19 protein-coding genes and 1 tRNA gene are annotated in these 17966 nt (G+C 71.0%); 11 read left to right on the top strand and 9 right to left on the bottom strand.

Translation table 11 applies throughout. The features are described 5' to 3' along the window. The first annotated feature begins 33 nt into the window (after window positions 1-33). The 3 genes from AA23TX_RS06765 to AA23TX_RS49985 all read left to right on the top strand — a co-directional run bounded on the left by AA23TX_RS06765 (window position 34) and on the right by AA23TX_RS49985 (window position 2454). Window positions 34-690: a response regulator transcription factor gene (locus AA23TX_RS06765; protein WP_155541708.1), complete on the top strand. Its 657-nt coding sequence runs from the start codon at window positions 34-36 to the stop codon at window positions 688-690. Further along, window positions 687-1769, top strand: a complete 1083-nt coding sequence (locus tag AA23TX_RS06760) for a sensor histidine kinase (protein ID WP_155541707.1) — start codon at window positions 687-689, stop codon at window positions 1767-1769. Before AA23TX_RS06765 ends, AA23TX_RS06760 begins: the two co-directional genes overlap by 4 nt. A 274-nt stretch (window positions 1770-2043) precedes the next feature. Next, complete coding sequence (locus tag AA23TX_RS49985; RefSeq protein ID WP_230862379.1) at window positions 2044-2454, top strand: glycoside hydrolase family 18 protein; 411 nt, start codon at window positions 2044-2046, stop codon at window positions 2452-2454. On the opposite strand, the gene AA23TX_RS49980 is transcribed toward AA23TX_RS49985, so the two are convergent. Next, on the bottom strand, window positions 2451-2600 hold the full coding sequence (locus AA23TX_RS49980) for a hypothetical protein (protein WP_230862378.1): 150 nt from the start codon (window positions 2598-2600) through the stop codon (window positions 2451-2453). The genes AA23TX_RS49985 and AA23TX_RS49980 overlap by 4 nt on opposite strands. On the opposite strand from AA23TX_RS49980, the gene AA23TX_RS49975 reads away from it, so the two are divergent. Then, window positions 2599-3252, top strand: coding sequence for a carbohydrate-binding protein (locus AA23TX_RS49975; RefSeq protein ID WP_230862377.1), 654 nt, complete (start codon window positions 2599-2601; stop codon window positions 3250-3252). The two genes, AA23TX_RS49980 and AA23TX_RS49975, sit on opposite strands and share 2 nt — an antisense overlap. A 57-nt stretch (window positions 3253-3309) precedes the next feature. Here the strand turns inward: AA23TX_RS49975 and AA23TX_RS06750 are convergent, their stop codons facing one another. Further along, on the bottom strand, window positions 3310-4401 hold the full coding sequence (locus tag AA23TX_RS06750) for a dihydrofolate reductase family protein (protein WP_155541706.1): 1092 nt from the start codon (window positions 4399-4401) through the stop codon (window positions 3310-3312). 90 nt (window positions 4402-4491) lie between these two features. Here AA23TX_RS06750 and AA23TX_RS06745 point away from each other — a divergent pair, with 90 nt between their 5' ends. Next, window positions 4492-4743 (top strand): hypothetical protein, encoded by a 252-nt coding sequence (locus AA23TX_RS06745; RefSeq protein WP_155541705.1) that lies wholly within the window; start codon window positions 4492-4494, stop codon window positions 4741-4743. A 78-nt stretch (window positions 4744-4821) separates the two neighbouring features. On the opposite strand, the gene AA23TX_RS06740 is transcribed toward AA23TX_RS06745, so the two are convergent. The 4 genes from AA23TX_RS06740 to AA23TX_RS06725 all read right to left on the bottom strand — a co-directional run bounded on the left by AA23TX_RS06740 (window position 4822) and on the right by AA23TX_RS06725 (window position 9325). Further along, entirely contained in the window at window positions 4822-5223 is a 402-nt protein-coding gene (locus tag AA23TX_RS06740; protein WP_155541704.1) for a hypothetical protein, read from the bottom strand. An 11-nt stretch (window positions 5224-5234) separates the two neighbouring features. Further along, the gene (locus tag AA23TX_RS06735) at window positions 5235-6467 is read right to left on the bottom strand and encodes an aldehyde dehydrogenase family protein (protein ID WP_155541703.1); all 1233 of its coding nucleotides are present in this window, start codon (window positions 6465-6467) and stop codon (window positions 5235-5237) included. Window positions 6468-6584: 117 nt separating this feature from the next. Further along, window positions 6585-7358, bottom strand: a complete 774-nt coding sequence (locus AA23TX_RS06730; protein WP_155541702.1) for a M50 family metallopeptidase — start codon at window positions 7356-7358, stop codon at window positions 6585-6587. Between the two features lie 1064 nt (window positions 7359-8422). Next, window positions 8423-9325, bottom strand: a complete 903-nt coding sequence (locus AA23TX_RS06725; protein ID WP_155541701.1) for a DNA-3-methyladenine glycosylase family protein — start codon at window positions 9323-9325, stop codon at window positions 8423-8425. 142 nt (window positions 9326-9467) lie between these two features. Between AA23TX_RS06725 and AA23TX_RS06720 the strand changes: the two genes are divergently transcribed. From AA23TX_RS06720 to AA23TX_RS06710, 3 genes are all read left to right on the top strand, one after another. Further along, the gene (locus AA23TX_RS06720) at window positions 9468-10220 is read left to right on the top strand and encodes a class I SAM-dependent methyltransferase (protein WP_155541700.1); all 753 of its coding nucleotides are present in this window, start codon (window positions 9468-9470) and stop codon (window positions 10218-10220) included. Window positions 10221-10259: 39 nt separating this feature from the next. Continuing rightward, window positions 10260-11582: a M20 family metallopeptidase gene (locus AA23TX_RS06715; RefSeq protein ID WP_155541699.1), complete on the top strand. Its 1323-nt coding sequence runs from the start codon at window positions 10260-10262 to the stop codon at window positions 11580-11582. A gap of 98 nt (window positions 11583-11680) precedes the next feature. After that, complete coding sequence (locus AA23TX_RS06710) at window positions 11681-12703, top strand: S1C family serine protease (protein WP_155541698.1); 1023 nt, start codon at window positions 11681-11683, stop codon at window positions 12701-12703. Window positions 12704-12817: 114 nt separating this feature from the next. Here the strand turns inward: AA23TX_RS06710 and AA23TX_RS06705 are convergent, their stop codons facing one another. Both AA23TX_RS06705 and AA23TX_RS06700 read right to left on the bottom strand, forming a co-directional pair. After that, the gene (locus tag AA23TX_RS06705) at window positions 12818-13195 is read right to left on the bottom strand and encodes a DUF3224 domain-containing protein (protein ID WP_155541697.1); all 378 of its coding nucleotides are present in this window, start codon (window positions 13193-13195) and stop codon (window positions 12818-12820) included. Window positions 13196-13266: 71 nt separating this feature from the next. Then, window positions 13267-14802, bottom strand: a complete 1536-nt coding sequence (locus AA23TX_RS06700) for a helicase HerA-like domain-containing protein (RefSeq protein WP_155541696.1) — start codon at window positions 14800-14802, stop codon at window positions 13267-13269. A 102-nt stretch (window positions 14803-14904) separates the two neighbouring features. Between AA23TX_RS06700 and orn the strand changes: the two genes are divergently transcribed. The 3 genes from orn (at window position 14905) to proP (ending at window position 17260) form a co-directional block, all read left to right on the top strand. After that, on the top strand, window positions 14905-15504 hold the full coding sequence (gene orn / locus AA23TX_RS06695) for an oligoribonuclease (RefSeq protein ID WP_155541695.1): 600 nt from the start codon (window positions 14905-14907) through the stop codon (window positions 15502-15504). Between the two features lie 76 nt (window positions 15505-15580). Further along, a tRNA-His gene (locus AA23TX_RS06690) sits at window positions 15581-15656 on the top strand. A gap of 152 nt (window positions 15657-15808) precedes the next feature. Beyond that, window positions 15809-17260 (top strand): glycine betaine/L-proline transporter ProP, encoded by a 1452-nt coding sequence (proP, locus tag AA23TX_RS06685; RefSeq protein ID WP_155541694.1) that lies wholly within the window; start codon window positions 15809-15811, stop codon window positions 17258-17260. Here the strand turns inward: proP and AA23TX_RS06680 are convergent. Beyond that, entirely contained in the window at window positions 17257-17928 is a 672-nt protein-coding gene (locus AA23TX_RS06680; protein ID WP_155541693.1) for an alpha/beta fold hydrolase, read from the bottom strand. The two genes, proP and AA23TX_RS06680, sit on opposite strands and share 4 nt — an antisense overlap. Window positions 17929-17966: the final 38 nt, after the last annotated feature.

The raw sequence follows: 17966 nt of genomic DNA, 5'->3' as shown, positions 1-17966 counted from the left end.
GCGAGGAAACACCGGCGCGGCAATCATGGCGGCATGCGGGTCCTGGTGGTGGAGGACGAGCCGATGCTCGCGGACGCGATCGCGGAGTGGCTGCGCGACGAGGCGCACGCCGTCGACGTCGCCCACGACGGCGGCGCCGCGCTCGAGCGGATCGCCGTGCACGACTACGACGTCGTCGTGCTCGACCGGGACCTGCCGGTCGTGCACGGCGACGACGTCTGCCGCCGGGTGGTGGCGTCCGAGGCGGCGACGCGGGTGCTGATGCTCACGGCGGCCGTCGAGGTCACCGACCGCGTCGACGGGTTGTCGCTCGGTGCCGACGACTACCTCACCAAGCCGTTCGCCTTTCCGGAGCTGGCCGCGCGCATCCAGTCGCTGGGGCGGCGCTGCCGGCCGGCCGCGCCGCCGGTCCTGCGCCGCTCCGGCGTGACGCTCGATCCGGCGCGGCACGAGGTGTTCCGCGACGGCCGGTACCTCCCCCTGTCCAAAAAGGAGTTCGCCGTGCTCGCCGAGCTGCTGCGCGCCGACGGCGCCGCCGTGTCCGCGGAACACCTGCTGGAGAAGGCGTGGGACGAGCACGCGGACCCGTTCACCGGCGCGGTCCGGCTCACGATCCTCAAACTGCGCCGCAAGCTCGGTGACCCGCCGCTGGTGGAGACGGTCACCGGGGTCGGCTACCGGCTCCGGTGAGCCTCCGGCTGCGGCTGACCGTGCTCTACGGCGGCCTGTTCCTGCTGGCGGGCGGCGCACTGCTGGGCGTCACGTACCTGCTGTTCACGCGGCAGGTCGGGCAGCGGGTCACGTTCCTCGCGGGCACCGGGCCACCCGGCTTGCCGTCGCTGCCTTCACCGGAGACGTTCGACGAGCAGGCGCGTCAGGTGCGCGAAGCGGCGGCGACGTCGCTGCTGACGCAGGGGGCGATCGCACTCGGCGCGGTGGCGGTGCTGGCGGCGGGGCTGGGCTGGCTGGTCGCGGGCCGGGCGCTGGCCCCGTTGCGGCAGGTGACGGACACCGCGCGCCGCATCGCGGCGGCCGCCGACCCGGGCGGCCAGCCGCGGATCGCGGTGCGCGGGCCCGACGACGAGGTGAAGACGCTCGCCGACGCGTTCGACGTGATGGTCGAGCGGCTCGACCGGTCGTTCGACGCGCAACGCCGGTTCGTCGCGAACGCGTCGCACGAGCTGCGCACCCCGCTGACGCTCAACCGCTCGCTGGTCGAGGTGGCGATGCACCGCCGCACGGCTTCCGACGACGTCCGGCAGCTCGGCGGCAAGCTGCTGCGGATCAACGCGCGGCACGAGAAGCTGATCAGCGGGTTGCTGCTGCTGGCCCGGTCGGAGAGCGCGCTGACCGAGCGGTGCCCGGTGGATCTGGCCGCGGTGGTGGCGCACGTGGTGCCGCCGGAGGTTTCGGCGGACCTCGGCGAGGCGACGGCACTGGGCGACGCGCTGATGCTGGAGCGGCTGGCGCACAACCTGGTGGAGAACGGCCTCCGCCACAACATCGAGGGCGGCTGGGTGCGGGTGACGACCCGGGCGTCGCCGGGCCGGGTGGAGCTGGAGGTGGCCAACAGCGGCCCCGTGATCCCCCCGGCCGAGGTGCCGGCCCTGTTCGACCCGTTCCACCGGCGCGCCCGGGTGGCCGCGGAGGGCGCCGGACTGGGGTTGTCGATCGTGCGGTCGGTGGCGCGCGCGCACGGCGGGGAGGTGACGGCGACAGCGCGGCCGGAAGGCGGGCTGGTGGTCGTCGTTTCGCTGCCGCGGGCTTGAAGAGCGCTTGCCCGTTTCTCCGCCCCTTCTTACCCGGCTACGCCATCGAAGCCCGCCTCAGCGCGCGCCGATACGGTCGTCGCCTTACTCTCCGGCGCTCTCCGTCGTTCGCTTCGCCCGATCCTCACCCGCGCGGCGCCATTCTCGGACGAATATCGGACACCGCGGCGCTTTTCACCCGTCGATTCCCCCTATCCGACCTTCGCGTCTTGACTTCATCAATGGTCTAGTCCAATAGTTTGTCCACCCTCGATCCCCACCGGGAGGACAGATCATGCGCAGAAGCAGACTGGCCGCCGTCGGGCTCGCCGCCGCCACCTTCATCGGTACAGCTGTGAGTCTCGTGATCGGCGCACCCTCCGCGACAGCGGCGCTGAGCAACAACTGGTACGCCGCGGCGCCGTACCTGATGCCGGTGAGCAACAATCCGCCGGACCCGATCACCGTGATGAACGCGACCGGGCTCAAGGCCTTCCAGCTCGCGTTCATCCTGGCGCCCAACGGCGGCGGCTGCAGCCCGACCTGGGACGGCACCAACGCGGTCTCCTCCGACACCACCGTCGCGAACGTGATCTCCCGGGTCCGCGCCAACGGTGGCGACGTCTCGGTGTCCGTCGGCGGCTACGGCGGCACGAAGCTCGGCCAGACCTGCGGGAACGTGGCCGCGACCGCCGCCGCGTACTAGCAGGTCATCAGCAAGTACTCGCTCAAGGCGATCGACTTCGACCTCGAAGAGCCCGAGTACGAAAACACCGCGGCCATCGCGAACGAGCTCGGCGCCGCGAAGACGTTGCAGGCCAACAACCCCGGCCTGTTCGTGTCGGTGACCATGCCGGGCACCGCGGCCGGCACCGGCTGGTTCGGCACGCAGCTGCTCGACCAGGCCAAGTCGATCGGCTTCACGCCCAACAACTTCTCGATCATGCCGTTCGACGGCGGCTTCAACGGCGGTTCGTCGCAGGTGTCCGCGCTCGAGGCCCTGCACGGCCTGCTGATGTCGCACATGGGCTGGGACAGTGCGACCGCGTACTCGCACGAAGGCTTCTCCGGCATGAACGGCAAGTCGGACGCCTCCGAGATGTTCTACACGGCGGACTTCCAGACGGTCTACGACTACGCGACCAGCCACGGCCTCGGCCGCTTCACGTTCTGGTCGGTCAACCGCGACCGCGCGTGCGTCGGGACGACCGACAACGGCGTCTGCAGCAACGTCCCGCAGAACGACTGGGACTTCACGAAGTTCAGCGTCCGGTTCGCCGGCGCGACCCCGCCGCAGACGACGCCGACCCAGCCGACCACGACTCCGACCACCCCGGGCGGCGGCTCCTGCACCGCGGCGGAATGGGACCGCACCAAGGTCTACGTGAAGGACGACGTGGTCAAGCACAACAGCCACAAGTTCACCGCGAAGTGGTGGACCCAGGGCGAAGAGCCGGGCACGACCGGCGAATGGGGCGTCTGGGTCGACAACGGCGCCTGCTAGATCGTTTCGAAGCGAGCCGGGCAGGCCACCTCGCGGTGGCCTGCCCGGCTTTCGGTTTCAGAAGGCGAGGTGGGTGTTCTCGCGCTGGACCTCCGGGGTCAGCGCGGGCACCTCGACGACGTGCCGCCCGGCGTCCCGCAGCAGCTCGGTGCCGCGGGCGTCCACGAAGACGGGCGGCTCGCGCCACGCGAAGACGACCCGCGGGATTCCGGCGTCGAGGATGAGCTCGGTGCAGCTGCGCGGGTGGGAGCTGCGGTGGCTGCACGGCTCCAGCGAGCTGTACATCGTCGCCCCGGCCAGGCGCGGGTCGCCGGCGCACTTGGCGAGCGCGGCTTCCTCGGCGTGGTTCAGGGGGTCGCCTTCACCGGAATGCCCGGTCGCGACGACTTCGCCGTCGGCGTCGGTGATGACGGCCCCGACCCGGAAGGTGTGGCTCGGCGGGCACTCGGCGGCGAGCGCGATGGCTTCCCGCAGCCGACGGACGTCCCGGCCGGTCGGCTCGGCCGCGGCCCGGTAGCGGAGGATCGCCATGCCCTGGAGCTCTTCCACGCCGACGAGCGTCAGCGGACGCGGGTAGAGCCCGGGCCCGACGAACCGCGGCGCGTCCGGCTGCCCGACGAAGAACGGCGCGATCGCGAGCCGCAGCTCGTCGGCGAGCCCCTCGGTGAGGAACCGGGTGTGGATCCCGCCTCCGCCCTCGACCAGCAGGTTCCCGATGCCGCGCGCGCCGAGGTCGTCGAGGACGCGCGAGAAGTCGGCCGGATTTCCGGCGTCGACGACGGTGGCGACGTGCTTCAGCGCGTCCGCGGCTCCGGGCGGCGCGTAGACGATCTTTTCGGTGTCCCCGACGGTGAAGAACCGCGCGTCCGGGTCGAGGCCGCGGGTGGTGACGGTGATCTTGACGGGCTGTTCGGGCTTCCCCTGCTCCAGCCGCCATTTCCGCAGTTCCGGGGACCGCACGAGCAGCCGCGGGTTGTCGGCCCGCACCGTCCCGGCCCCGACGAGGATGGCGTCGGCCTCGGCCCGCAACCGGTCCACGACCGCGAAATCGTCCTCAGTGGACAGTACGAGCCGCTCGGGCGAGGTGTCGTCGAGGAAGCCGTCGAGCGACTGCGCGGCGGACAGCAGGACGTGCGGCCGGGTGATCACCCGGCCCAGTATGCCGTAACACCTCGCGCGGTCCGGGCGTCTCACGACGTATCCCTGTCGAGTCCCTCCCCCCTTCGGAGTTTTCTGACCATGACGATGCGAGGCTGGTACAAGGAGCGGACGCTCACCACGGTCGACACCGTCGGCCGGGAGGTGTCGGTGACGACCGGACTCACCCGCGACCCGGAGGGCCGCCTGGTGGCGGCGATCGCGATCAGCGACGGCCCGACGGCGATCTACCGCTACGCGGGCGACGGCGGAGAAGGCACCGAGCTGGTGACGAACACGGCGGACACGGTGAAGGAGCTGCGCCGGCTCGCGAGCATGGGGCCGACGATCTAGCCGGGCCCCCGGCCACCCGACGTGCGGGCGATTTCGCAGCGACGGCCTGTTCGCCCGAGTCTTGACCCTGCCCGCACGTCACGCCGGGCGGTGGCCGGTCGCTTCGCCCGGCCCGTCCGCGGCGCGGAACCGGGCGAGCAGGTCCTGACCGGCCGGCGAATCCGCGTCGAACCCGTCGAGCCGGCTCCGGCCGCGCCCCGGGACGATGACGAGCGCGTTGTGACAGCGGAAGCAGAAGGCGATCTCGCACAGCAGGCCCGCGGACCCGTGCACTCTGAGGGCGTACGACGGGATGAAGCACCGCATCATCTCGCCGTCCGGGAGGTCCGCGACCAGCGCCGTGAGCGCGCTCGCGGCCGCGCCGGTCACCGACACGAGCGTTTCGCCGGGCACGGTCACCCAGCCGCCCCAGCCGGAGCTGTTCACGACGCGGACGAGATCGACGCGGCGGACGTCCGTCGCGTCCCCGGGCACGAGCATGGGTCTTCCGCTCAGGCGGGCAAAACGGCGTACTGGCGGACGTAGAGGTCCGTGTATGTCACCGGGCCGCGGGGGCCGGGGACCTTGTCCAGGTTGATGCCGGTTTCCGGGACCGCGAGCAGCTTGAAGCCGTCGAGGAGGCGGGTCGGGGCGTTCCAGAAGACGCCCGTGCCGGTGTAGCCGTCGAAGAAGGCGTCGGCGGCCGACGTGTCCTCGGTGGCGATGCCCGCCGCCAGGCCCGACGTCTTCTCGTTGGCGATCTCGACGGCGTCGGCGAGATCGCCGACCTTGGCGACCGTGACGGTGGCCTCGCGGTCGGAGTCCAGGGCCCATTCGTAGCCGATGGCGTGCTCATGCGGCGCCAGCGAGGGCGTGACGCCCCGCTCGGCCAGCGCGTCGGCGATGCCCGGCCAGACGTCGTCGTGGATGCCCTCGTGGATGAGGAGCAGGTTCAGCCGGTTGCAGACGCCCAGGCGGTCGAGGCTCGCGAAGACGAGGTCACGCGCCTTCGTGACGTCCGCCCCGCGGTCGATGTACAGGACGCCGCCGCCGTCGGCGTGGGCCAGCGTGCGCACGCCGTGGACGGCCGCCTCGGTGGCCAGCGCCCGGGTGCTGTCGCCGCTGCCGCGCAGGATCACCAGCGGTACCAGGTTCGGCAGCCGCACCAGCGCGGACGCCGCCTCGCGCTCCACCCGCGGCACCAGCTGGACGCAGTCGGCGTCGATGCCGGCCTCGGTCAGCGCCGGGGCGATGACGACCTCGCGCAGCCGCTGGGCCGACCCGAGCGCGGCCGAACCGGTGCGCAGCACGCCGCCGTTGCGCGATTTGACCAGCTGCGAAGCGACGTCGACGGTCACGTTCGGCCGTGCCTCGTAGTTCGCGCCGATCACGCCGACCGGACGTCGCCGCTCGACCAGCTTCAGCCCGCCGTCCAGGGTCGACACGTCGACCGAGCGCTCCTGGTGCGGGGCGCCGGCGAGCAGCCGCAGCTGCTCGGCCATGCCGGTCAGCCGCTCCGGGGTGATGGTGAGCCGGTCGAGCAGACCGGCGCTCATCCCCTCGGCCTTCGCGCGCTCGACGTCGGCCTGGTTCGCCTCCAGGATCTCGTCGCGGTGCGCGAGCAGCCGCTCGGCCATCCCGGTCAGCGCGGCATCGACGGCGTCGGCGGAAGCGGCGGCGAGCGACGGCGCGGCCAGCTTCGCCGCCCGTGCGCACTCCTCCACGGCCTTGGCGACCTCGTCCATCGTTCGTCTCCCTCCGCGCGGACCAGCGAGAGACCAGTTTGCCGCATGGGCGTGGTCACGAGGTCCACCGGCCCCGGCGTCGCCACCAGGGCCGTCACCCGCCCGGCTGCCGCGCGGTCAGGCGGCCACGGGCTCCAGCAGCCACAGCCCGCCGGCGATGAGGCAGCTGACCGTCGCCACGGCGAAGACCAGCACCCACAGCACCGGCGGCACCGCGGTGAGGCGACCAAGCTGGTCGGCGTCGGAGTCGCGGGCGCGGCCCCGCCGCCGCTTCACCTGCAGCTCGACCACCGGCCGCACGCCACCGAACAGCAGGAACCACGTCACGAGGTAGCCGAACGGAGCCTGCACCTCGACCGGCGCGACGAACGCGACCAGCGCCAGTACCGAGGCGCTCGCGACGACGGTGAACACCCCGTAGGCGTTGCGGACCATCACCAGCACGCCGAGCAGCAGCAGCGCGATCAGCACGAGGACCGTGCCGACCAGGTCGGCATCCAGCAGGCTGGCGAACAGCAGCCCGAGCACCGACGGCGCCAGGTAACCGGCCATCGCGGTGAAGGCCATGCCCGGCCCCTCGGGCTTGCCGCGCGAGACGGTGACGCCCGAGGTGTCCGAGTGCAGCTTGATCCCCTGTAGCCGCCGCCCGACCAGCACGGCGGCCAGGGCGTGCCCGGCCTCGTGCACGATGGTGACGCCGTTGCGCGCCAGCCGCCACGGGCTGCCCCCGACCAGCACGACCAGCAGCGCCACCCCACCGGCGACCAGGGTGATCACGGCCAGGGTCTGGGCCTGTTCGAGCAGCGACGGAGTGGCGGCAGCCGCGCGGAGGGCAGCACCGGTTCCGGTACCGGCCGGGTCGCCGAGCGCGAGTTGAACGGGCGAGCTCACCCGGACACCTCACCACAGGCGATATCTGGCTACGGTGAGTCCCCAGTGCTGTGGCTTTCGGCGGCTCCGGTATTGGGTCGATGCGGTCTCTTTTCTCGGCGAGTGTGGTCGCGGGGGTGGGTGCGGGTGGGGCATCGGCGGCGCCGGGCCCGGGACAGGCGGCTCGCGCTGCTTGTTCGCGCTCGTCCGCCGCGGAGTGGCGCACCGGCTTCGAGCGAGGACGCCGGCGCCGGGCTCGCACGATCGGTGCGGCTGCAGCCGCACCGACGCAGACCGCGACATCGAGGCCTGAGCGCTTGGCCCGAGTTCCAGTTCCGGGCCACCGCTCGGCGCTGGCCAAGCAGGGCGGACGAGCTGAGCCGCAGCAGGCAAAGCTCTGACGGCTCGACACTCGCGCGGTCGGCTCGCGAGCAGCTACACCCCGCGCGGGCCGGTCGAGCGACCCGCCCACGAGCACCCCACCCGAAGCGGCCGCCGCCGACGCTGCTCGCCGGAAATCGAGCCGGTGAGGGACCTCCGACCCGCGCTGCCCGAGGACACCGCGGCGAGCGAGTTCGGGCTGCACCCGGGTCTGCTGAACTCGGCGCTGCGCGCGACGGACTTCTCTCGCCGGTGCCTGAACCGCGCGATCGACACCGCTGCGGGTTTCGGCGGCTCCGCGATATTGGGTCGATATGTTCTCCTTTCGTCGTGGTGTGGGCGGGACACCGCTTCCGGGCTCACGGTGAACGGACTGACGTGGCGCTCGGCACGGGCGACCGGCTGGCCACACCGCCGCGGAACTCGGCTTCCGACGAGGTGAGCCGGAACGACCCCTGCCGCAGCGGCGAGGCCGCAGCCCGCGCAACGGCCCGCCGACGCGGGCCGGCATGGCCGGCGGCGCGGCGTCCGTGCGGAACCTGCTGGTGCGGCTGAAGCCGGAACTCACGTGAGCGGGGCCGGAACTCGCGTGCGTGAAACCGGAACTCGCGTGATCGGGGCCGGAACTCGCGTGCTTGAAACCGGAACTCGCGTGATCGGGGCCGGAACCGGTGAGCGGGCGAGCGAGAACACGGCTGGTCAGGTCATCGGGACTCCCTCATCCGGGCCTCGCCTTCCACTCGGAACAGGAACGACACCCAGCTCCGGAACGGGGCCCACGCCTCGGCGATCTCCGTCAGCTCCTCCACTCCCGCCTCCGGGAGGTGGTACGCGTCGCGCATGATCTCGTGGAGGCGGGTCTCCGCTCGGGGGAACACGTCCGGGTGGCCGGCGCCGCGGATCAGGATCAGCTCCGCGCTGAAGCGGCCTATCCCCGGCAACAGCTGCAGCTGTTTCAGCGCTTCGTCCGCCGGCATCGCCCGCAACGTCGCCGCGTCGAGCAGGCCGTCCGCCGCCGCCTCGGCTATTGCTCGCAGGCGCTGCATCTTCGGGCCCGACAAGCCCGGCAGGTACTCCAGCTTCGCCAGCACCGCCGGCGCCGGGAACGTCGTCAGCACGGTACCGCCGACGTCGACCTCCGTTCCGTGGCGCTCGGCGAGGCGGCGGCGCAGCCGGACCGCCTGGGTCATCCAGATCCGGTGGCTCAGCACCGCCCAGCACGCCGCCTCGTACGGGGACGCGAACAAGACCGGCCGCAATCCCGGATGCATCCCCTGCGCCAGGGAGACCACCGGGTCGCGGGCGCCGACCTCCTCGAACCCGGCGCCGTCGACGTCCAGCGAACACATCCTCCGCACCTGCGCCAGCACCGCGTCCGCCTGTGCGGGCGGGCCGTGGACCTCCACCGCGACCTCGCCGGGCGATCTCTGGCGCAGGACCGCTCCCACCGGTGTCCACTCGCCGTCGAGCGGGAACGCCACCCGGAGTGCGCCGGGCTCCGCTTCCGGCCGGCCGGCGGGCGCGAACCCGGTCAGGAACCGGGCCGCCGCCGCCAGGTCGAACTCGCCGTGCACCGTGATCTCACTGCCCAGCAGGGAAATCGTCATCTGTCCTCCTCGGATCGGGGTCTTGCCTGCGACGCTAGGCAGCGGCACCGACAATTCCGGGCTCGAACGCCTGAGCCCGCGGATTCTTCACTCGTTCGAGTGGCCCAGATTTGACATACTGCCGGTATCCGAGAGGAGAGCAATGCGCACGAAGACCGCCACCGAACGCCTCGAAGACCTGCTCGAGACGCCCGCGAAGACCGAAGACGGCTACCTCGACCTGCTGGGCGCCGTCCGCCAGGCGGGCCCGCCGACCGGTCTCACCCAGCGCCTGATGCGCACCACCCTCCTCCCGCGGGTCTACGAGCGGTACTGGCGCCCCGCGCTCGGCCGCGCGCTCAAAGGACCCCTCGGACCGAGCATGGCGGGCGAAATCAAGCTCGCGACCAAGCTCCTCGACCTGAAACCCGGTGACACCGCGCTCGACGTCGCCTGCGGCACCGGCCGGTTCACGCGCGCGTTCGGCGCGGCCGTCGGCCCGGGCGGGCTCGCCATCGGCCTCGACGGCGCGCGCACCATGCTCGCCAAAGCCGTCGCCGAGGGCGGACCGACCTCCGTCGCCTACCTGCGCGCGGACGCTGTGCACCTCCCACTGAAAGCGTCCACTGTGGACGGTATCTGCTGCTTCGCCGCCCTCCACATGTTCGCCGAGCCCGAAACCGCGTTGGACTCCTTCGCGCGCGTACTGCGGCCCGGCGGCCGGATCGTGCTGCTCACGAGCGCCCGGCGTGGCTGGCAACCCGCGCGAGTCGCGGAGTCCGTCGGCGGGATCCTGAGCGGGCAGCGGATGTTCGACCGCGGCGAGATCGCCGCGAGCCTGCGCGCCCGCGGCTTCGCCGGGATCACCGAGCGGTACGCCGGCGTCACGCAGATCGTGGCGGGCCGGCTGAGCTGAGCACCGCGGATTGTCGGAGTCTGCGGTTAGCATCGCCCCATGACCCACCACGAGCCCGTCCCGCCCGACGACAGCTACCTGCGTTCCCTGGTCGAGGCGACCGCCGACGCCGTCGCGGCCGCCGAACCGCTGTCCTCGCCGCACCCCGGCGCGGACGAGGCGACGCGGGCCGAGGTGACCGCCGCCGTCGAGCGCAGTTCACCCGATCTGGTGGCGTTGAGCCAAGATCTGCACGCCCACCCCGAGGAGGGGTTCGCCGAGCACCGTTCGGTGCGGGCCCTGGCGGACCTCCTGAACCGCCACGGCCACGAGGCGACCGTCGGAGTCGGCGGCCTCGACACCGCGTTGCGCGTCAGCACGCCCGAACAGGATGGCCCGCACATCGCCGTCCTCGCCGAGTACGACGCGCTCCCCGGTCTCGGCCACGCGTGCGGTCACAACGTCATCTGCACGACCGCCGCGGGCGGCTTCCTCGGCGCCGCGACCGTCGCCGAGCGGCTCGGCGGCCGGGTCAGCCTGATCGGCACCCCGGCCGAGGAAGGCGGTGGCGGCAAGGAGATCCTCGCCCGCGCCGGCGTGTTCGACGACGTCGACGCGGTGATCATGCTGCACCCGTTCAGCCACGACATCGCGCTGCACCCGTTCCTCGGGCGGCGTCAGCTGGAGATGGTCTTCCACGGCGTCGGCGCCCACGCGAGCGCCCAGCCGTTCATGGGCCGCAACGCGCTCGACGCCGCCGTCGCGGCCTACCAGGGCGTCTCGGCGCTGCGCCAGCAACTCCCGCAGAGCGACCGCGTCCACGGCATCTTCACCGACGGCGGCGCCCGGCCGAACGTCATCCCGGAACGGGCCGCACTGCTGTTCTACCTCCGTTCCCAGTCCCCCGACACGCTGCGCGACCTCGCCGCGCGCATGACGTCGATCGCGGAAGGCGCGGCGGCGATGACCGGCTGCGGTGTCGAGCTGACCTGGGACGCCCAGGCCGCCTACCTGCCGATCCGGTTCAACACCGCGCTCGCCGGCCGGTGGACGGCCAACCAGGTGGGCACCGGCCGCAAGCCGCTGCCGCCGGGCATCGTCCCCGAGTCGCTCACGGGATCGACGGACCTGGGCAACCTGTCGTACCGGATGCCCGCGCTGCACCCCATGCTCGCGGTCTCGGGCCCGACGGTCGCCTTGCACACCAAGGAGTTCGCGGCCGCGGCCGGTTCGGAGACGGGCGACGCGGGTGTCCGCGACGGCGCACTGGGCCTGGCCCTGACCGCCGCCGACTACCTGGGGGACGCCGAGCTGCGGAAAGCCGTCCACGACGAGTTCGAGGTCGCGGGAGGCGCACTGGACGTGCCGTCGTTCTTCGCCTGACGCCTGAGGATTTGCTGAGTTTTCTCAGCTGATTCTTCTCAGCAAAGCCTGAGGTATTTCCACAGGTTGTTCACAAGCACAGGCGCGAATCTGGTCCCATGACCGAGAACGAGAGTCGGCCCGGCCCCGCCTCACCCGGTGGGCACCAGCCGCACCACAGCACCCAGCAGTACGGGCCGTACGCGCAGCAGCAGCCGCAGTACGGCTACCAGCACCAGGCCGCGCCGAACCCTCTGTTCACCCAGCAGCAGGCGCCGACGGCGGTGAAGACCAAGCCGCGCAAGGGCGGCCGCGTCGCGATGATCGTCAGCGCGACCGCCCTCGGTGCCGCGCTGGTCGGCGGCGTCGGCGGCGCCGCGATCGTCGGGCTCACCACGAACTCGGCGGACGGCGCGACGACGTCGGTGACCACGCCGGCCGCGAACGGGCAGACGGTCTCGAACTCGACCTCCGGCGACGTCAGCGGCGTCGCGGCGAAGGTCACGCCGAGCGTGGTCCAGATCAACGTCACCACCGGGCAGGGCGAGGCCATCGGCTCCGGCGTCATCCTCACCTCGGACGGCCGGATCCTGACCAACGCGCACGTCGTCGACGGCGCCCAGAACGTCGTGATCACGACGTCCGACGGCAAGAAGTACCAGGCGAACGTGGTCGGCGCGGACACCAAGGCGGACATCGCGGTGGTCCAGGCGCAGAACGCCAGCGGGTTGACGGCGGCGTCGCTGGGCGACTCGAGCAAGCTCGTCGTCGGCCAGGAGGTCGTGGCGATCGGCTCACCGGGCGGGCTGCAGAACACCGTCACGACCGGCATCGTCAGCGCGCTCAACCGGAACCTGTCCGACATCGGCCAGGGCCAGCAGCAACAGCAGTCGCCCTTCAGCCGGACCTCGAACCAGTCCGAGAACGCGCCGAGCTACACCGCGATCCAGACGGACGCCTCGATCAACCAGGGCAACTCCGGCGGCGCGCTGGTCGACGCCCAGGGCAACGTCATCGGCATCAACTCGGCCCTCTACAGCCCGACGGCCTCGGCCAACGGCTCGGCCGGCAGCGTCGGGATCGGCTTCGCCATCCCGATCAACGACGCCAAGAAGATCGTCGACCAGATCGTGAACAACTAGGACGCGGACGGGCCGTGGTCGGGGCGGTCCGTCCCACCCGCTTTCGGGGAGCGGGGAACGGCGAAGGCCGTTTCGAGAGTCAATCGGGGGCTCTCGAAACGGCCTTCGCGCTGTCTACAGCTCGTAGGTGAGCGTGAAGGTGTGGTTCCGCTCGGCGTCCATCTCGATGTCCGCCGTGCCGGAGATCCCGGTCAGCTCACCCGAGCCCGAGCCGGTGACGATCTTCAGCGTCAGGCCGGACTCGTCCGCCGAGTGGTGCAGGACGAAGGCGCCCTTGCGGCCGTCGACCGAGACGGTGAGACGCTCGAAGCCGACGTACGCGCGCGAAGTCGCGTTGGACGCCGTCAGCATTTCGACGGTGCTGGTCCCTTCGACCGCTCCGGTGAACGTCTTGGCGATCGCCACCCGGGCGAACTCCGTGCCCGCGGCCTCGTCGGTCGCCTGCGGCGCCCACTCATCGAGGACGAACGACGCGGTGGCAGTGCTGGTCATGGCTGGTTTCCCCTGTCTCGAAGGTGAGCCGAGCATCGCAGCCATACCTGACAGAACGCGTCAGGTATTCCTCATCGCTTCCGGTTGCCGAACAGTCCGCGCGTGATCTCCCGGCCCAGCGCGCTCGCGGCGGACCGCATGAATGACTTCACGGCCGGGTTCTTCATCGCCGACGCGATGAGGCCGGGCTCGTCCTTCTCTTTTTCCGGAGCAGGAGCCGGCGGAGGCGCATCGGTCTCCGGCGCGGGGGCGGCTGGAGGGATCTTCGCGGCCAGCTTCTCGTACGCCGACTCACGGTCGATCGTCTCGGCGTACTTCGCGTGCAGGTCCGACGAAGCGACCGCGGCGGCGACGGCTTCCGGACCGATCGAACCCATCTTCGACCGCGGCGCCCGCAGCCGCGTCCACGCCACCGGCGTCGGCGCGCCCCGCTCCGACAGCACCGTGACGATCGCCTCGCCGATGCCCAGCGACGTCAACGCCGTGTCGAGCTCGTAGAACTTCGTCTTCGGGTAGGTCTTGACCGTCTTGGCCAGCGCCGCCTGGTCGTCCGGCGTGAACGCCCGCAGCGCGTGCTGGATCCGCGCGCCCAGCTGCGAAAGGACGTTGTTCGGGATGTCGGTGGGCAGCTGCGTGCAGAAGAACACGCCGACGCCCTTCGACCGGATCAGCTTCACGGTCTGCTCGATGCGCTCGAGGAACGCCTTCGACGCGTCGTTGAAGAGCAGGTGCGCCTCGTCGAAGAAGAACACGAGCTTCGGCTGGTCGAGATCGCCCTCTTCGGGCAGCTCCTCGAACAGCTCGGCCAGCAGCCACATGAGGAACGTCGAGAACAGCGCCGGCTTCGCCTGGAGGTTGTCCAGCTCCAGCAGCGTGACGACGCCCTTGCCGTCGCGGTCGCGCATCAGGTCGTGGACGTCCAGCTCCGGCTCGCCGAAGAAGTCCTCGCCGCCCTGGGCCTCCAGGTTCGACAGCGCGCGCAGGATCACCCCGGCTGTCGCGGCCGACACCCCGCCGATGCCCTTGAGGTCCGCCTTGCCCTCGTCGCTGGTCAGGTGCGTGATCACCGACCGGAGGTCCTTGGTGTCCAGCAGCGCCAGGCCGCGCTGGTCGGCCCAGTGGAAGATCAGCCCGAGCGTGGACTCCTGCGTCTCGTTGAGCCCGAGCACCTTCGACAGCAGCACCGGCCCGAAGCTCGTGATCGTCGCCCGGATCGGCGAGCCCTTCCCGCCCGTGCCCAGCGACAGGAACTGCACCGGGTAGGCCGTGCCCGCCCAGTCGTCACCCAGCTCCTGCGAGCGCTTGCCGACCTTGTCGTTCGCCTCGCCGGCCGCGGCCAGCCCGGACAGGTCGCCCTTCACGTCCGCGAGCACCACCGGCACCCCGGCCGCCGACAGTTGCTCCGCGATCAGCTGCAGCGTCTTCGTCTTGCCCGTCCCCGTCGCCCCCGCGACCAGGCCGTGCCGGTTCAGCGTCGCCAGCGGCAGGCGCACCGCGGCCGCGGCGTCCGTCTTGCCGTCGATCACCACCGCGCCCAGCTCCAGCGCGGCACCCTCACTCGCATAACCGGCGGCGATCTCGCTCGCCGGCGACCCCTGCTCCGTCACTCGCTGCTCCCCGATCGTGTGTCCTGCACCACACCGCGAGCGTAACGCGCCGTACGCGCAGGTAACGCCCCTCTCATCCCCGTGTCGGGTTAGGGTCACCAGGTGACCGACCGCCTAGTCTGGATCGACTGCGAAATGACGGGGCTCGACCTCGGCAAGGAAGCGTTGATCGAAATCGCCGCACTCGTCACCGACGCGGAGCTGAACGTGCTCGGCGACGGAGTCGACATCGTCATTCACGCCGACGAGGAAAAACTCGCCGGGATGCCCGACGTCGTCCGCGAGATGCACGCCCACTCCGGCCTCACCGAAGAGGTCCGCGCCTCCACCGTCACGCTCGAAGAGGCCGAAAGCCGCGTCCTCGAGTACATCCGCGAGCACGTCCCCGAAGCGGGCACCGCGCCGCTCGCCGGCAACTCGATCGCCACCGACCGCGGCTTCATCTCGCGCGACATGCCGGAGCTCGACGCCTACCTCCACTACCGCCTGGTCGACGTGTCCTCCGTCAAGGAGCTCGTCCGCCGCTGGTACCCGCGGATCTACTACGCCAAGCCGGAGAAGGGTCTCGCGCACCGGGCGCTCGCCGACATCAAGGAATCCATCGGCGAACTCGACTACTACCGGCGCGTGGCCTTCGTCCCCCAACCGGGCCCGACCAGCGACGAAGCCAAAGCGGCCGCCGCCGAGGTGCAGCAGAGGTAACCCCCTGCAACACCCGCAAGGGCACCCGCTACGATTACTCCCATCAAGGTGATCGCACGCGGTTCCCTTGCTGATGGTGGGCGTAGCTCAGCTGGTAGAGCACCTGGTTGTGGTCCAGGAGGTCGCGGGTTCGAAACCCGTCGCTCACCCCATCACCCCGGCATGGTCAGGGCCTTGCAGCCCTTCCCCCTGTCGGGGTTTCGCCTTTTTGTGGGGGTCGAACCCCCACGCCCCCGCCGGGGGATACCCCCGGACCCCCGTCGCCGGAGCCGGTTGCGCTATTGGTGGCAACCCTCACGACCGGATGGCCCAGCGTGCGCGCGGCCGGTCGGCGGTGCACCGTGGAGTGGTGGCACGTTCAGGACCGAAGATCAGGCGGAAGAAGAAGCTGCGGTACGAGGACATCACCGTCGTCGATCGATCGCTGCTCAAACGGGCGGTGGGGGCGGCCGCCCTCGGCAACGCGATGGAGTGGTTCGACTTCGGCGTCTACGCCTACATCGCCGACACCATCGCCGAGGTCTTCTTCCCGCCGACGGTCTCCCCCGGCGTCCGGCTGATCGGGACCTTCGGGGCCTTCACCGCCGCCTTCCTCATGCGGCCGCTCGGCGGGCTCGTCTTCGGGCCCCTCGGCGACCGGATCGGACGGCAGAAGGTCCTCGCCGTCACCATGATCATGATGGCCATCGGGACCCTGTGCATCGGGCTGATCCCGTCCTACTCCTCCATCGGTGTCTGGTCGCCGATCCTGCTCGTGGTCGCCCGGATGGTGCAGGGGTTCTCCACCGGCGGGGAGTACGGCGGCGCGACGACCTTCATCGCCGAGTACTCGCCCGACAAACGCCGTGGCTTCATGGGCTCCTGGCTGGAGTTCGGGACGCTGTCCGGGTACGTGCTCGGCGCGTCCGTCGTCACCGGCATGAAGGCCTGGGTCCCGCACGAGACACTGCTCGACTGGGGCTGGCGCGTCCCGTTCCTGGTCGCCGGCCCGCTCGGCATCATCGGCCTCTACATGCGCCTCAAGCTCGAAGAGACGCCGGCGTTCCAGAAGCACGCCGAAGAGGCCGAGAAGCGCGGCCGCTCCGGCGAGCCGTTCTGGAAGATGTTCACCGAATACTGGCCCGCGCTGCTCATCTGCGTCGGCCTGGTGCTCGTGTTCAACGTCACCGACTACATGTTGCTGTCGTACATGCCGACGTACCTGTCCGAGCAGCTGCACCTCGACGCCACCCACGGCCTGCTGCTGATCATCGTCGTCATGGTCGTGATGATGCTGATCATCCTGGTCGGCGGCCGGATCACCGACAAGGTCGGCCGCAAGCCCGTGATGATGGCCGGTTGCGTCGGCTTCTTCGTGCTCTCCTGGCCGTTGATGCTGCTGGTGCACGACGGCGGCCTGGTGCTGACGTTCCTCGGGCTCATGGGCCTCGGCCTGCTGCTGCTCTGCTTCGAGGTCTCGATGCCCGCGGCGCTGCCGGCACTGTTCCCGACCGCGATCCGCTACGGCGCGCTGTCCATCGCGTTCAACATCTCCGTGTCGCTCTTCGGCGGAACGACACCGCTGGTGATGCAGGCGCTGATCTCGTCCACCGGCTACGACTTCTGGCCCGCGTGGTACCTCATGGCCGCCGGTGCGGTCGGCGCCGTCGCCGTCTACTTCAGCCGGGAGACGGCGAACAAGCCGCTCTGGGGCTCGGGGCCCGCGGTGGCGACCGAAGAGGAGGCGCGGGAACTGGTGCGCAGGTCGACGGCCTAAGCCGTCTCGAGCAGCAGTTCGGTCAGCTCGGCGGGCATGGTGATCATGCAGTCATGGCCGGTCGGCAGCTCCCGCACCGGCTCGCCCGCCGGAACGGGACGCCGGGTGATGCCCGTCGGCTCCCCGCCGACGCAGTGGATGTGCGTGCGCGGGATCGCCTTCGCCGCCGGGTTGCCCAGGTGCACGGGCTCGGTCAGGCACCGCACCGGCTGGTCGGACAGCATCGAGCGCAGCCAGGCGACGTCGTCGGGGTCGGTGACGCCGAACAGGCCCATCGGCGGCACCCGCCAGCCGTCGACCGCGTCGTCGATCAGCTGCTTGGTGAGGGGGATGACGTCGGCCGCGGTCTCGCCGTCTTCGGGGACCATCGCGTCGAGGAACACCAGACGCGCGATCCGGTCGGGGAGCCGGTCGGCGGCTCCGGAGATGACCATCCCGGCGTAACTGTGCCCGACGAGCACGACGTCACGCTCGTCCTGGAGGAGGCTGACGACGTCGTCGATGTGCGTGCCGAGCCCGACCTCCGGGCTCAGCAGGTGGGCCTGGTCGCCGTAGCCGGTCAGCGACGGCGCGAGCACGCGGTGGCCGGCGGATTCCAGGCGCGGGACCACGCGGTCCCAGCTCCGGCCGCTGTGCCAAGCGCCGTGGACCAGCAGGAATGTTGACATGCGTGCCTCGGTTCTCGATAGTTCCTCGGTACCATTCG

Source organism: Amycolatopsis camponoti (assembly GCF_902497555.1).
GTDB lineage: Bacteria > Actinomycetota > Actinomycetes > Mycobacteriales > Pseudonocardiaceae > Amycolatopsis > Amycolatopsis camponoti.
This window is presented reverse-complemented; position numbering and strand designations above follow the sequence as displayed.

What these genes read in the sequence shown, in the direction of transcription:
- AA23TX_RS06765 (WP_155541708.1), top strand. Translation starts at nt 34, where the DNA reads ATGCGGGTCCTGGTGGTGGAGGACGAGCCGATGCTCGCGGACGCGATC.
- AA23TX_RS06680 (WP_155541693.1), bottom strand. Translation starts at nt 17,928, where the DNA reads ATGTCAACATTCCTGCTGGTCCACGGCGCTTGGCACAGCGGCCGGAGC.
- AA23TX_RS06740 (WP_155541704.1), bottom strand. Translation starts at nt 5,223, where the DNA reads ATGCTCGTGCCCGGGGACGCGACGGACGTCCGCCGCGTCGATCTCGTC.
- AA23TX_RS49980 (WP_230862378.1), bottom strand. Translation starts at nt 2,600, where the DNA reads ATGGTCACCGACACGAACAGGCCGGGGTTGTTGGCCTGCAACGTCTTC.
- AA23TX_RS06735 (WP_155541703.1), bottom strand. Translation starts at nt 6,467, where the DNA reads ATGGACGAGGTCGCCAAGGCCGTGGAGGAGTGCGCACGGGCGGCGAAG.
- AA23TX_RS06710 (WP_155541698.1), top strand. Translation starts at nt 11,681, where the DNA reads ATGACCGAGAACGAGAGTCGGCCCGGCCCCGCCTCACCCGGTGGGCAC.
- AA23TX_RS49985 (WP_230862379.1), top strand. Translation starts at nt 2,044, where the DNA reads ATGCGCAGAAGCAGACTGGCCGCCGTCGGGCTCGCCGCCGCCACCTTC.
- AA23TX_RS49975 (WP_230862377.1), top strand. Translation starts at nt 2,599, where the DNA reads ATGCCGGGCACCGCGGCCGGCACCGGCTGGTTCGGCACGCAGCTGCTC.
- AA23TX_RS06720 (WP_155541700.1), top strand. Translation starts at nt 9,468, where the DNA reads ATGCGCACGAAGACCGCCACCGAACGCCTCGAAGACCTGCTCGAGACG.
- proP (WP_155541694.1), top strand. Translation starts at nt 15,809, where the DNA reads ATGGCCCAGCGTGCGCGCGGCCGGTCGGCGGTGCACCGTGGAGTGGTG.
- AA23TX_RS06745 (WP_155541705.1), top strand. Translation starts at nt 4,492, where the DNA reads ATGACGATGCGAGGCTGGTACAAGGAGCGGACGCTCACCACGGTCGAC.
- AA23TX_RS06715 (WP_155541699.1), top strand. Translation starts at nt 10,260, where the DNA reads ATGACCCACCACGAGCCCGTCCCGCCCGACGACAGCTACCTGCGTTCC.
- AA23TX_RS06705 (WP_155541697.1), bottom strand. Translation starts at nt 13,195, where the DNA reads ATGACCAGCACTGCCACCGCGTCGTTCGTCCTCGATGAGTGGGCGCCG.
- AA23TX_RS06725 (WP_155541701.1), bottom strand. Translation starts at nt 9,325, where the DNA reads ATGACGATTTCCCTGCTGGGCAGTGAGATCACGGTGCACGGCGAGTTC.